Origin of the sequence: Prauserella endophytica (assembly GCF_005146945.1) — a bacterium.
GTDB lineage: Bacteria > Actinomycetota > Actinomycetes > Mycobacteriales > Pseudonocardiaceae > Prauserella_A > Prauserella_A endophytica.
Genome location: NZ_SWMS01000003.1, coordinates 328161 through 341716, shown reverse-complemented (window position 1 = coordinate 341716; position 13556 = coordinate 328161). Strand labels below are relative to the sequence as shown.

At 71.6% G+C, this 13556-nt stretch carries 12 protein-coding genes; 4 read left to right on the top strand and 8 right to left on the bottom strand.

Annotation, left to right across the window (positions count from 1 at the left end; translation table 11 throughout):
- Positions 1–31: 31 nt before the first annotated feature.
- Positions 32–775, bottom strand: coding sequence for a TetR/AcrR family transcriptional regulator (locus FCN18_RS08725; RefSeq protein WP_112270692.1), 744 nt, complete (start codon positions 773–775; stop codon positions 32–34).
- A gap of 85 nt (positions 776–860) precedes the next feature.
- Here FCN18_RS08725 and FCN18_RS08720 point away from each other — a divergent pair, with 85 nt between their 5' ends.
- On the top strand, positions 861–1685 hold the full coding sequence (locus tag FCN18_RS08720; RefSeq protein ID WP_137094312.1) for an NAD(P)H-binding protein: 825 nt from the start codon (positions 861–863) through the stop codon (positions 1683–1685).
- On the opposite strand, the gene FCN18_RS08715 is transcribed toward FCN18_RS08720, so the two are convergent.
- Both FCN18_RS08715 and FCN18_RS08710 read right to left on the bottom strand, forming a co-directional pair.
- On the bottom strand, positions 1686–2492 hold the full coding sequence (locus FCN18_RS08715; protein WP_137094310.1) for an SCO1664 family protein: 807 nt from the start codon (positions 2490–2492) through the stop codon (positions 1686–1688). It lies immediately after the preceding gene.
- Positions 2493–2499: 7 nt separating this feature from the next.
- Complete coding sequence (locus tag FCN18_RS08710) at positions 2500–3081, bottom strand: DUF3090 domain-containing protein (RefSeq protein ID WP_110336007.1); 582 nt, start codon at positions 3079–3081, stop codon at positions 2500–2502.
- Positions 3082–3166: 85 nt separating this feature from the next.
- On the opposite strand from FCN18_RS08710, the gene FCN18_RS08705 reads away from it, so the two are divergent.
- From FCN18_RS08705 to FCN18_RS08695, 3 genes are all read left to right on the top strand, one after another.
- On the top strand, positions 3167–5095 hold the full coding sequence (locus FCN18_RS08705; protein WP_137094308.1) for a dipeptidyl-peptidase 5: 1929 nt from the start codon (positions 3167–3169) through the stop codon (positions 5093–5095).
- The gene (locus FCN18_RS08700; RefSeq protein WP_112270495.1) at positions 5092–5982 is read left to right on the top strand and encodes a S66 peptidase family protein; all 891 of its coding nucleotides are present in this window, start codon (positions 5092–5094) and stop codon (positions 5980–5982) included. Before FCN18_RS08705 ends, FCN18_RS08700 begins: the two co-directional genes overlap by 4 nt.
- A gap of 94 nt (positions 5983–6076) precedes the next feature.
- Entirely contained in the window at positions 6077–6487 is a 411-nt protein-coding gene (locus FCN18_RS08695; protein ID WP_137094305.1) for a TIGR03668 family PPOX class F420-dependent oxidoreductase, read from the top strand.
- Here FCN18_RS08695 and mptB read toward each other — a convergent pair.
- The 5 genes from mptB to FCN18_RS08670 are packed head-to-tail and all read right to left on the bottom strand — an operon-like array spanning position 6453 to position 13436.
- Complete coding sequence (gene mptB / locus FCN18_RS08690; RefSeq protein ID WP_112270497.1) at positions 6453–8060, bottom strand: polyprenol phosphomannose-dependent alpha 1,6 mannosyltransferase MptB; 1608 nt, start codon at positions 8058–8060, stop codon at positions 6453–6455. The genes FCN18_RS08695 and mptB overlap by 35 nt on opposite strands.
- Positions 8061–8074: 14 nt before the next feature.
- Complete coding sequence (locus tag FCN18_RS08685) at positions 8075–9721, bottom strand: dipeptide ABC transporter ATP-binding protein (protein ID WP_137094303.1); 1647 nt, start codon at positions 9719–9721, stop codon at positions 8075–8077.
- Positions 9718–10602, bottom strand: a complete 885-nt coding sequence (locus tag FCN18_RS08680; protein WP_113642065.1) for an ABC transporter permease — start codon at positions 10600–10602, stop codon at positions 9718–9720. Before FCN18_RS08680 ends, FCN18_RS08685 begins: the two co-directional genes overlap by 4 nt.
- Complete coding sequence (locus FCN18_RS08675) at positions 10599–11621, bottom strand: ABC transporter permease (protein WP_137094300.1); 1023 nt, start codon at positions 11619–11621, stop codon at positions 10599–10601. Before FCN18_RS08675 ends, FCN18_RS08680 begins: the two co-directional genes overlap by 4 nt.
- Positions 11622–11627: 6 nt before the next feature.
- On the bottom strand, positions 11628–13436 hold the full coding sequence (locus FCN18_RS08670) for an ABC transporter substrate-binding protein (RefSeq protein ID WP_137094299.1): 1809 nt from the start codon (positions 13434–13436) through the stop codon (positions 11628–11630).
- Positions 13437–13556 lie beyond the last annotated feature (120 nt).

Below are 13556 nucleotides of genomic sequence, written 5' to 3'. Positions count from 1 at the left end.
AGGCCGTCGCCCGGCGCTCCCCGCCACGCCGTCAGCCCGCCGCCTCGATGCGACCCTCGACGCCGTCGAGGATCCGCTGCAGCCCGTACTCGAAGCTGTCGAGGTCGCTTTCGAACGCCCCTGCGGCCCTGACCTCGCGCACGGCGGGGAACGCATCGCCGGCCAGGTACTCGTCGAGCATCGGTCCGTGCTCGGCCCACCACTGCGCCTCGCTGACGCCGGTGCGCTGCTCGCGGTCCCGCATCTCGACCGAGCGGCGCGCCATCCCGCGGATGTAGGTGTCGATCACGTCGGCGACGGCCACGATCTCGGCCTCCGGCAGTCCGGTGCCGGCCAGCGACCGCAGCGCCGAGTCGAAGCGGCGCATCGTGTTCGGTCCGAGCGGGTGGCGGCCGGAGGCGTGCAGCGTCCACTCGTGCCGGTGGTAGAGCCTCCAGTCCTCGCGCGCCCACGACTCGGTCTTGGCCCGCCACGAGCCCTCGACCGTGTGCGGCAGCACGCCCTCGGCGTCCACGGCGTCGAGCATCAGGCTCACCAGCTCGGCCTTCGCGGGCACGTAGGTGTAGAGCGACATCGTCCCGACGCCGAGCCGGTCGGCCACCTTGCGCATCGATAGGCCCATGAGGCCGTCGGCGTCGGCGATCTCGATGGCGGCCTGGACGATCCGGTCGAGGTCGAGCGCCGGTTTGGGGCCGCGGCGGGCGCCGTTCTCGGCGCGCCAGAGCAGTCGCATGCCCCGCGTGAGGTCGGGCGAACCGTCGTTGTCGTGCGTCATCGGGGCCATCCTATGACTCCGTGCGCTGTACGGGGTAAGCTGGCACCTTCACTTCGTACACCGTACTGAGTTGGGGGCTGTCCAGATGACGATCCTGGTGACCGGCGCGACGGGCAACATCGGCCGCATGGTGGTCGACGAGCTGTCCGGCCGCGGCCACACGATTCGCGCACTCACCACCAACCCCGCCAAGGCCGCGCTACCCGCCGAGGTGGAGGTGTTCACCGGCTACGTGCGCAAGCCGGAGACACTCACCGCCGCTCTCGACGGCGTCGAGAAGCTCTACCTCCCGCCCACCGCGGAGACGATCGAGACCGTGGCGGAGATGGCGAAGCGGGCCGGCGTCCGCCACGTCGTCGCGCTCACGTCGATCCTCGCCACCGACGACGCCGAGGACGAGTACGCGCTGTCGTTCGTCGCCATCGAGCGCACGCTGCGCGAGTCGGGCCTGGACTGGACCTTCCTGCGTCCGGGAGCCTTCATGGAGAACACGACCAACTGGGCGGAGAGCATCCGCACCGAGAGCGTCGTGCTTGCTCCGTTCCCGCAGTCCTCCGACACGGCCATCGCGATGTCGGACATCGCCGCCATCGCGGCCACCGCGCTCGCCGGCGACGGCCACGAGAACAAGGTCTACCGCCTCAGCGGTCCCGAGCAGATCACGATCCCGGAGCAGGTGCGGGCGTTCGGGGACGCGCTCGGCCGGGACATCCGCTACATCGAGCAGACCAGGGACGAGGCCAAACAGGCCTGGTTGGCCTCCGGGATCGACGAGGACACCGCCGAGTGGCTGCTGGCGGGAGGCCCGGACCTGCGGGTATCCGTCGAGCACGACTTCGAGCGGGCCACCGGCCGACCGCCCATCACCTACGCCGAGTGGGCCCGGCGCAACGCCGACTTGTTCCGCTGATCAGAACAGCGGCCACGGTATCGCACGCCAGTCGTCGCCCGGCGCCGGGAAGACGGGCTCCGCGAGGAGCTGGTCGGCGCGCCGGGCCACCGCGCGGATCTCCGCGCGGGTGAGGTGCGCGGCGAGCGTCTCCCCCAGCTCGTGGTCCAGCGCCCAGCGCAGCTTCTGCAGCTTGTCCACCGACTCGCCGGGCAGCGGGTCACCCACCCAGCCCCACAGCACGGTCCGCAGCTTCGGGTCGGTGTGCAGGCAGATGCCGTGGTCGACGCCGTAGATCCGCCCGTCGCCACCGGCCAGAACGTGCCCGCCCTTGCGGTCGGTGTTGTTCACGACGATGTCGAGCACGGCCAGGTCCCGCAGGCCCTGATGGTCCGCGTGGGCGAGCACCGCGGGCTCGCCCAGCCGGTCGTGGGCGTGCAACACCACACGCCAGCCCTCCGGCAGGTCCTCGGGCGCGCAGACGTCGACGAGCTCCTCGTCGGTCGTCTCGATCCAGAGCTGCACCATGCCCTCGCCGAACGGCCCGTCACGCAGCACCGTCGGCGGCACGCTCCCCAGCTCGGCGGCCTCCGCGACCAGGTACGTCGCCACCTCGCGGCCCGCGAGCGTGCCGTCGGGGAAATCCCACAGCGGGCGTTCGCCGTTCACCGGCTTGTACACCGCGTTGGCGCTCACGCCGTCGAGCTCGATGTTGCAGAACAGCGTGACGTTCGAGGCGTCGACGAGCCTGCCCTCGACGTCGATGCGGCCGCGCGCGACCAGCTCCCTGGCCGCGGGGTCGGCCGGGTCCACGTGTTCTGCTGCCAACTCGCTGTCAGCTTTCGTCGTCGGTGAGTTCCGAATCCCGACGATAGCCGTTCTGGCGCGGGCAGATGTGTCCCGCGGGGTCGAGGGGTTCACCACACAGCGGGCACGGCTTGCGGCCCGCGTTGACGACGCGGTCGGCCCGCGCGGCGAACGCGCGCGCGGCGGCGGGGCTCAGGAAGACCCGCACCGCGTCGGGGCCTTCCTCGGTGTCGTCGAGCACCACCGTCTCGTCCACCTCGCCCTCGGTGATGGCGAGCAGCTCTATGACCACCGCCTTGCTCTCGGCGTCCCAGCCGAGGCCCATCGTGCCGACCCGGAACTCCTCCTCGACGGGAACGTCGAGCGGTTCGGTGTCGACCAGCTCGTCGGGGACCTCCTCCGGCACGTCGGCGCCGAAGCGGCTGGCGATCTCCTCGAGCAGCGAGCCGAGCCGTTCGGCCAGCACGGCGACCTGTTGCTTCTCGATCGTCACGCTGATCGTGCGGGTGGTCTCCGACGCCTGCAGGAAGAACGTGCGGTCGCCGGGTTCCCCGACGGTTCCCGCGACGAAGCGGTCGGGTTGACGGAAGACGTGTATGACGCGAGCCATGGCACTTACGACCCTAAGCCAACTTCCAAGATCAAGCTCGTCCGGGGCGAGCACTCGCGTCCCGCGAGTCACCTAAGGTGGGCGAATGCCGAAGATCGCGCCGTACGGTAGCTGGTCATCGCCCATCCAGGCCGCCGACGTCGCCTCCGCCGGGGTCGTCCCGCAGTGGCTCGACGTCGTCGACGGCGCCGTGTGGTGGGCCGAGGCGCGCCCCGCCGAGGGCGGCCGGGTGTCGCTGGTCAGGTCGGTGGACGGAGACGTGGAGGAGCTGCTCCCCGCACCGTGGAACGCCCGCAACCGGGTCCACGAGTACGGCGGCAGGCCGTGGCTCTCCGACGGCACCACCCTCGTCTTCACCAACTGGACCGACCAGCGCGTCCACGTCCGCGACCTGATCTCCGGCGAGGTCACACCGATCACACCGGAGCCCCACGAGCACCACGGCATCCGCTACGGTGACCTGCGGCCCGGCCGCAAGGGCGAGGTGTGGGCGGTTCGGGAGCGCACCACCGGCCCCCGGCGCACCGACATCGCCCGCGACCTCGTCGCCATCCCACTGACCGGGGGTGAGCCGCGTTCGCTCTCGGCGAGCCACCATTTCCTCACCGCACCCCAGCTCTCGCCCGACGGCCGGCACGCCGCGTGGCTTGGCTGGAACCACCCGGCGATGCCGTGGGACGGCACCGAGCTGTGCGTGGCCGAGGTCCACGAGGACGGGACGTTCGGCGCCCACCACGTGCTGGCGGGCGGTCCGGACGTCTCGGTGTGCCAGCTGGAGTGGGAGGAATCGGGCACGCTGCTGGCGCTGCTCGATCCGGACGGCTGGTGGAACCTGCATCGCGTCACACTCGACGGCGAGCTCACCAACCTCGCGCCCGCCGAGGCCGAGCTCGGCGGGGCGCTGTGGAAGCTCGGTGCCCGCTGGACGGTTCCGCTCGGCGGCGGCAGGCACGCCGTGCTCCACTCCGGCAGGCTCGCGGTGCTCGACGAGGCCACGCGGTCGCTGACCCCGGTGGCGCCCGAGCTGACCGAGTGGGCCACCTCGCCCGCGGTGTTCGACGGCGGCGTCGTCGGGATCGCCGCCGGGCCCCGGCGGGACATCGCCGTGGTCCACGTCGACCTCGGCACGGGGACCGTCACCGACCTCACGCCGCAGCCACCGCTGCCGCCCGCCGGCTACCTGCCGGTTCCGCGGGCGCGGACGTTCCACACCGCGGACGGCGAGCCGGTGCCCGCCTACGTCTACCCGCCGGCGAACCCGGAGTTCACGGCGCCCCACGGTGAGCTGCCGCCTTACGTCGTGCACGCGCACGGCGGCCCGACCGGGCGGAACTACCCGGTGTTGTCGCTGGACTTCGCCTACTTCACGAGCCGCGGCATCGGAGTGGTCGCGGTCGACTACGGCGGCTCCACCGGCTACGGCAGGCAGTTCCGCGAGCGGCTGCGGGAACGCTGGGGCCTCGTTGACGTCGCCGACTGCGCCGCCGTGGCCGGGGCACTCGTCGCCGAGGGCACGGCCGACGGCGAGCGGATCGCGATCCGGGGCGGCAGCGCGGGCGGGTTCACCTCCGCGGCGTCGATGACGACGGTGCGCACGTACAGCGCGGCAACGATCAAGTTCCCGATCCTCGACCTGGAGCCGTGGACCGGCGACGGCGGCGAGACCCACGACTTCGAGTCCCGCTACCTCGACGGGCTGATCGGCCCGCTGCCGGAGACCGCCGAGCGCTACCTGAAACGCTCCCCCATCAACAACATCGGCGCCCTCGCGGGCCCGGTGCTGTTGCTGCAGGGGCTGGAGGACGAGATCTGCCCGCCCGAGCAGGCCGAGCGGTTCGTGGAGTCGCTGCGCGGCACCGGCATCCCGCACGCGCACCTGACGTTCGAGGGCGAGCAGCACGGGTTCCGCAAGGCGGACACGATCGTCACCGCGCTCGAGTCGGAGCTGGCGTTCTACGGTCAGGTGTTCGGTTTCGCCACGCCCGGCGTGCCGCCGGTGGACCTGCGGCGGTGAGGACGGCGCTGCGTCCGGGTGACACGGTCGCACTCGTCGCACCCGCCGGTCCGGTGCCCGCCGACCGGCTGGACGCCGGAGTCGCCGTACTGCAGACGTGGGACCTGCGGGTTCGATGCCTTCCCGGCGTGCGGGCGCGGCACCCGGAGCTGTCCTACCTCGCGGGAACCGATGTCCAGCGGGCGGCCGAGTTCCAGGAGGCGTGGCTCGATCCGGAGGTCGCGGCGGTGTTCGCCGCGCGGGGCGGCTACGGCTGCCAGCGCATGCTCGGCCTCGTCGACTGGGCGGCACTGCGCGCGGCGGGACCGACACTGTTCGCCGGCTCCAGCGACACCACCGCACTGCACGACGCGATCGGCGTCCACCTCGGGCTGCCGACGCTGTTCAGCCCGATGCCCGCGACCACGCATTTCGACGCCGTGGGCGCGGAGGGGCTGCGGGCGGCGCTGTTCACGCCCGCAGCCGGGCGCGTGCTCCGGGGGCCGGATGCGGAGACCCTCGTACCGGGTCGCGCACGCGGCACGCTGGTCGGCGGCAACCTCAGTCTGCTGGCCGCCGGCCTCGGCACGCCGGAGTGCCGGCCGGCGAGGGGTGGCATCGCGCTGCTGGAGGACGTCGGCGAGGAGCTCTACCGGATCGACCGCATGCTCACCCACCTGCTACGCGCGGGCTGGTTCGACGGCGTCCACGGCATCGCGCTCGGCTCGTGGAGCGGCTGCGCCTCGCCGGACTCCGTGCGTGCGCTGGTGCTGGACCGGCTCGGCCCGCTGGAGGTGCCGATGGTGTGGGACCTCGGTTTCGGCCATCACCCGGGTGCGCTGACCGTCCCACTGGGAGTGCCCGCGCAGCTCGACGCGGACGCCGCCAGCCTGGTGCTGGAGGGCTAGCCGACTGCAGTGAAGGCCACCTTCACTGCGTTGAACGCAGTGAAGGTGGCCTTCACTGCAGTCCGGGGAGGTGGGCTCCGCCTACCCTGAGTGGGTGCGGTTGGACGAGCGGGAGGCGCGGCGCCGGTTCGCCGCCGCGCGGGTGGCCAGGCTCGCCACGGTCGGACCGGAGGGCGCGCCGCACCTGGTGCCCGTGACCTTCGCGGTCGTGGGCGACACCGTCGCGTTCGTCATCGACGCCAAGCCGAAGAGCACCACGAACCTGCGCCGCCTGCGCAACATCGCCGCCAACCCCAACGTCTCGTTCCTCGTCGATCACTACGACGACGACTGGAACCGGTTGTGGTGGGTCCGCGCCGACGGCGCCGCGACCGTGGTGCCCGAGGACGCGCGGATGCTGGCCGCGTTGCGCGACAAGTACCCGCAGTACGTCGAGACTCCTCCGGAGGGGCCGCTCGTGCGGGCCGGGATCAGCGCGTGGCGGGGCTGGTCGGCTCGTCCATGACCGACGGCTCCGGCTCGGCGGGCCGCTTCGGCTCCCTGCGCCACGCGGCGATCAGGCCGAGCGGGTCGGGGCGCAGCAGCGACGCGGCGCCGTACAGGCTGGCCGCGATCACGATCGCGATGAACCACCAGTCGTAAAGGCTCTGCTCGCCGGTCGGGTAGTACACGAGCACGAGGAACATCGACACGCCGACCATCCCGGCCAGGTGCAGGCGCTTCCACGGGAACGCCGAGGCGATCACGAAGCCCCAGGTGAGGTACCACGGCAGCGTCGGAGGCGCGAGGATCGCGACGGCGAGCAGCGACAACGCCATCCGGAAGATCGCCTCGGTGCCGCCGTGCCGCGAGAGCCACCACTGCCGTACCAGGAACGCGGCGAGCACGACCCAGGCGATGCCGCGCGCCACGGTGACGAACGGCGACGCCTGCACGTCCACCACGACGTTGACGAGCGTGTAGAAGATCTCGCCGATGCCGGTGGGGAAGTTGAGCCAGTTCGCGATGATCTGCGGCGCCTGCAGTCCGGTCACCCAGCCGAGGTTGAACGACCCCAGCGACAACCAGGTGCCGACCACGAACACGGCGCCGAACGCGGCCAGCGACGGCACGACCGCCTTGACGAAGCGCCGGAACAGGCTCTCCTCCGCCGGCAGGTGGTTGGCCCACACCCACACCAGGAACGGCAGGGCGATCGCGGCGGTCGGCTTGATGAGCATGCCGATGGTCACGAGCACGACGGCGAGCAGGTGCCTGCGTTCCAGCGCGGCGAGCACGCCGAGGGTGAGCAACCCCAGCATCAGCAGGTCGTTGTGCGGACCGCCGACGAGGTGGATCACCATCATCGGGCTGGCAACCGCGAGCCACATCGTCACCGGCAGCTTGCCGCCGAGGTGCTTCACGAGCCTCGGCAGTGCCCACAGCATCGCGCCGAGCCCGACCAGCAGCACGAGCCGCGTCACGATGACGCCGAGGATCATGTTGTTGCCGGTGAAGGACACGATGCCCTTGGCGACCAACAGGAACAGCGGCCCGTACGGCGCGGGTGTGGTCTGCCACAGCGGGTGCACGTTCTGCACCACGTCCGGCAGCGTGTCCAGCGCGGCGGGGCCGTAGGCGTAGGGGTCGAGCCCGTGCAGCAGCTGCGCGCCCTGTCCCAGGTAGGAGAAGACGTCGCGCGTGAACAACGGCGGCGCGACGAGCAGCGGCACCATCCAGCACAGCGCGGCCACGACGACGGGCCTGGCCCCGATGCGCCCGGCGAGCGCGTGGCGGCCTAGCCTGACCCACGCCCACACGACCAGCCCGAAACCCGCGTAGAGCAGCACCGTGGCGAGCGCCTTGCCGTGGCCGTACCGGATCCACGACAGCGGGCCCGTGCCGAGCACGGGATCGCGGACGAGCACGCCGGCGGCGCCGAACGAGGCGAGCAGCACCAGGATGCTTCCCACGACGCCCATCGCGATCGTGCGGTACGGGAACCGCGACGGCTCACGAACATCGGCCAGCGCCGCTTCGGCAGCAGGCCGGTCCGCGTCGGTGCCTGGGTTGGGCACGGGGTCTGTGGTGGTGGCCATGTCGAGCTTCGAGGTTACACACCGCGTTCGGACGCACGCGCCGTACCCGTCGGCAGGGCGGCGAGCAAGGACTTCGTGTACTCGTGCCGCGGTTCGAGCAGCACCTGTTCCACCGGGCCCACCTCGACGAGCTCACCCCGGTACATCACGGCCACGCGGTCGGCGATGTTCCACGCGAGTCCGAGGTCGTGGGTGATGACGAGCGCGGCGAGCCCGAGTTCCCTGCGCAGGCGCAGCAGCAGCCCGAGGATCTCGCCCCGCACCGACGCGTCGAGCGAGGCCACCGGCTCGTCCGCCACCAGCACACTGGGCCGCAGCGCGAGGGCGCCCGCGATGACGACGCGCTGCCGCTGTCCGCCGGAGAGCTCGTGCGGCAACCGGGACAGGTATGTCTCCGCAGGTCGCAGCTCGGCCGCCGCGAGCGCCTCCAGCACGAGCGAGCGCTCGTCGCCGGTGAGCCCGTGGATGCGCGGGCCCTCGGCCACGGCCTCGTAGACGGTGTGGCGGGGGTTGAGCGCGCTCGCCGGGTCCTGGAGCACGAGCTGTACCTGGCGGCGGTACTCCTTCAGCCCCGCCGACGACGTGGGCACCAGCCTGCCGTCGTATAGCACGGAGCCCGCGGTGGGCCGTTGCAGGCCGAGCAGGGTCCGCGCGAGCGTGGTCTTGCCGGAGCCGGACTGGCCGACGAGCGCGACGATCTCGTCGCGGCGCACGTCGAGGTCGACTCCGGCGACGGCGTGGACGGCCTCGCCGCGCCGATCACGGAACGTGACCCTGAGATCCCGTGCGGCCAGCAGTCCGGGCGTCTCCTCGTCGGGTGTGGCCCGGTCCGGTTCGGGCGGCAGGGGGTTCGCGGTGGCGGGGGCGAACCGGGAGGCCGGGTCGCCGACCGTCGGGAACGCGGCCGCGAGCGCCCTGGTGTGCTCGTGCCGGGGCCGCGCCATCACCTCGTCGCCGGGTCCCTCCTCCACCACCTCGCCCCGGTACATCACGGCGATGCGCCGGCACGTCGCCGCGAGCACCGACAGGTCGTGGGTGATGAGCACGAGCCCGATGCCGCGCTCGGCGACGAGCTCGCCCAGCAACGCGAGCACCTGTGCCTGCACGATGACGTCGAGCGCCGTGGTCGGCTCGTCGGCGAGGATGAGCCTCGGTTCACACGCGAGCGCCATCGCGATCATCACGCGCTGCTTCTGCCCGCCGGAGAGCTCGTGCGGGTAGGACCGGGCCTTCTCCGATGGCAGGTCCACCTGCTCGAGCAGTTCGGTCACCCGCGCCCGCACCTTCGGTTCGGGCAGGTCGGTGTGCAGGCGGATGGGCTCTGCGATCTGCTCGCCGACGCGGCGCACCGGGTTCAGCGCGTGCATGGCGCCCTGGAACACGACCGAGGCCGACGACCAGCGCACCGCCCGCAGCCTGCCCCAGCGCATGGTGGTGACGTCCTCGCCGTCGAGCAGGATCTCGCCGGTGACGTTCGCGGACCTGGGCAGCAGCCGCAGCACGCTGAGCGCGACCGTGGACTTGCCGGAGCCCGACTCCCCCGCGATGCCCAGGGTCTCGCCGGGCGCAAGGGCCAGGTTCACGCCGCGGACGGCCTGCACCGCCTCGCCGCCGGTCGAGTATGTGACGCCGAGGTTGCGCAGTTCGAGCAGCTGACTCATCTTCCCGCCTTCAGGCGCGGGTTGAGCACCGTCTCCAGTGCCCGCCCGACGAGGGTGAACGACAGCACGATCACCACGATCGCCAGCCCCGGCGGGAGTAGGTACCACCAGGCGCCGGCGGTGACCGCGCCGGAGGACAGCGCCGTCTGCAGCATCGAGCCCCACGACACGGAGGTGGGGTCGCCGAGGCCGAGGAACGACAGCGTCGACTCCGCGATGATCGAGCTGCCGACGACGAGGGTGGTGTTGGCGAGCACGAGCGGCAGCACCGCCGGCAGCACGTGCTTGCCGATGAGGTGGGCGTGCCCGCCGCCGAGCGCCTTCGCGCGCTCGATGTAGGGCCTGCTCTCGATCGTCAGTGTCTGCGCCCGGACCAGCCGCGCCGTCGACGGCCACGACGTGACGCCGATGGCGAGCACGATGGTCCAGACGCCCTTGGTCAGCACGCTGGACAGCGCGATGGCCAGCACCAGCGAGGGCAGGACCAGGAAGAAGTCGGTGACGCGCAGCAGCACGGCGGATGGCCAGCCCTGGAAGTGCGCGGCAACGATGCCCACGAGTGTGCCGATGAACACCGACAGCACCGTCGCGGCGAAGCCCACGAGTAACGACACCCGCGCGCCCCAGAACGTCAGCAGCAGCACGGAGCGGCCGTCGACATCGGTGCCGAGCCAGTACTCGCCCGACGGTGGCTGGAGCGGGGTTCCGGTGGCGCTGATGACGTCGAGCCCGCTCTCGTCGGTGATGAGCGGGGCCAGGACGGCGAGCACGACGATCGCCGCGAGCACGCACAGTCCGACGAGCCCGCCGCGGTTGGTGCGGAACTCCCGCCAGAGGTCCCTCGCGGCGGTGCGCCGCCGCTGCCACGCCGGTGAGGTCATGCCGCACGCACCCGTGGGTCGAGCACGCGGTAGAGCAGCTCGGCGAGCAGGTTCATGACGATCACCGATCCGGCCAGCACCACGAACACTCCTTGCAGCAGCGGCAGATCCGGTCCCCGCAGCGCGTCGTAGGTGAGCAGTCCGAGCCCAGGCCACGAGAACACGGCCTCGACGGTCACCGTGCCGGACACGACCATTCCGAACTGCAGGAACACGAGCGTGACGGCGGGCAGCAGCGCGTTCGGCACGGCGTGGCGGCGCCGCACGAGGTCGTCGCGCAGGCCCTTGGCGCGCGCGGTGGTCAGGTATTCCGAGCCCATCTCCTCCAGCAGGGAGGAGCGCATCACGAGCATGTACTGGGCGTAGATCACCGCGAGCAGCGTCAGGCACGGCAGGGTCAGGTGCCAGGCGACGTCGAGGGTCTCGGCGAGGAAACCCTCCGGCAGGTCCGGCGAGCGCATGCCACGGCTGGGGAACAACCCCTGCGTGGCGATGAGCAGCAGCAGGCCGAGCCAGAACTGCGGCACGGACCAGAGCGTGAGCGCGACGCCGGTGTGCACGCGGTCGAACGTGCTGTCGCGCTTCCACGCGGCCCTGACGCCCAGCCACATGCCGAGCGCGACGGCGAGCACGGTCGCCGTGCCCACCAGCAGGATGGTGGGCCACAACCGTTCGCCGATCATCGTGGCGACCGGACGGTTGTACAGGTACGACGTGCCGAGGTCGCCGCGCAGCAGGCCGAGGGCGTAGTCGAGGAACTGCCGCCACAACGGCTCGTCCACGCCGAGTCGTTCGCGCAGCCGCGCGAGCTGCTCCGGGCTCGTCGGGCGGTCGCGCGTCATGGTGGCCACGGGGTCACCGGGGATCATGCGGAACAGCAGGAACCCGAGCACCACGACGAACACCAGGCTGGCGAGCGCGCCGCCGACCTTCCCCGCGACGAACCGGGACGTCGAGGTCCCGGCCCGGCGCTCGTCGAGGTCGGCGGCGGGCGGGCCGCCGGTCGTGCTGGTGGTCAAGGCCGGCTACTCCCGGTCCTCGGCGGGTGTCCTGCGGCGGGCGAGTGCCGTGCCGCCGCCGACGAGCAGCAGCGCCCCCGCACCGATCGCCACCCACGCGCCCGCGGGCAGTCCGCCGTCGTCACCGCCCCCGCCGCCCTCGACGGGCCGGGCGCCGTAGAAGCCCCAGTAGCCGGTCTGCTCCATGATCTGGCCCTCGCCGGCCGGCTGCCGGACGAAGCCGGTGAACCGGTCGGAGCGGTAGGCCTCCAGCACGTTGTCGTAGTCGAGCACGAGGCTCGGCGCCTGCTCGTAGTAGCGGGCCTGCGCCTGCCTGACCAGCTCCGCACGCTTGGTCCGGTCGGTCTCCGCGGCCTGCCGGGCGTAGAGGTCGTCGTAGACGGCGTCGCAGAAGAACGCGTTGCTACTGCTGCTGCCCGAGGTGGCGGGCAGGCTCGCGCAGGTCTGCTTGCCGAGGATGTAGTCCGGGTCGGGGTTGGTGCCCCAGCCCGACAGCGCGAGGTCGTAGTGGCCGGACGACGTGGTCTCGTCCACCTCGTTGTCGGAAACCAGGTGCTTGGTCACGGTGATGCCGATGTCGCCGAGCCAGCCGGCGATGTAGTCGCTGGCGCGCAGGCCGTAGTCCTCGCTGGAGCGCGCGGTGAGCCGGAACTCGAGCTTCCGGCCGTCGGGGCCGACGCGGACGCCGTCGGGGCCCTCGCGGTAGCCCGCGGCGTCGAGCTCACGGCCGGCCGCGGCGGGGTCGAACGTGTACTTCTCGCCGGCGGGCGGCGTGTAGTGGAAGTCGGAGTAGATCGGCGGGACGAGGCCGCCGGGCAGCTCGCCGTAGCCGCCGAGCACCTTGTCCACCAGCACCTGCGGGTCGATGGCCTTGGCGATGGCGCGCCGCACGCGGACGTCGCGCAGCGCGGGGTGGCCGTCGCCGATGGACTGGCCCTCGATGTTCTTGGCGCCGGGGTTCATCAGCAGCTCGCGGTAGCGGCGGCCGGAGGCCTGGTTGGTCTCGATGCCGTCCTCGCCCTTGAGGCTGTCGAACTGCGCCTGGGTGAGCCGGTTGACGAAGTCGATCTCGCCGTTCTTCAGCGCGGCGACGGCTGCGTCGGCGTTCTCGAACTTGACGAACTGCAGCTCGTCGATCCTCGGCGCGCCGCGCCAGTAGTCGGGGTTGGCCTTGAGGGTGACGATCTCGTTGGGCCGGTACTCGGAGATCAGGAACGGTCCGCTGCCGACGCCGACCACGTCGACGCTGTCGGTCTCCGGATCGGCCATGTCGTCGATACCGGACCAGACGTGCTCGGGCACGATCGGCACGTCGAGTGCCGTCATGCTGGCCTGCGGCTTCTTGATCTTGATGACGAGGGTGCGCGGATCGGGCGCGGTGACGCGTTCGAAGTTCTCCACGTAGCTGCCGTTGGCCTCGGCGGCCCTGGGGTCGCTCATGATCCGGTTGAAGGTGAACGCGGCGTCCTTGGCGGTCACCGGCTTGCCGTCGGACCACGTCATGCCCTCGCGGATGGTGAACGTCCACGTCAGCTTGTCGGGCGAGGTCTCCCAGCTCTCGGCGACTCCCCCGGTCGGCGTGGCGTCCTCGGCGGAGGGCAGCGTGAGGAACTCCCACGCGAAGCGGCCGATCATGGTGCTCGACGCGAAGCTCGCGGTGAACGGGTTCAGATGGTCGATCTCCTGGACGAGCGCGACGCGCAGCACCGTGTCGGACTGGGCCTGCGCCTGCGGCGATGGCGGCACGGCCACCAGGAGCGGAACCGCGAGCACGGCGAGCGCCGCTCTCGCCCTGCGGAGACGACTGAAACCCACTGTGCACCCCTCGTTGCTGTCCGAGATCCCGAAGCGGAAAAGTAACCACTTCCCGCTTCGTCGTGTCAACGATTTGCCGAACCGAATGCCAACCCGTGACCGACGCAGTAGGTTTGCCCC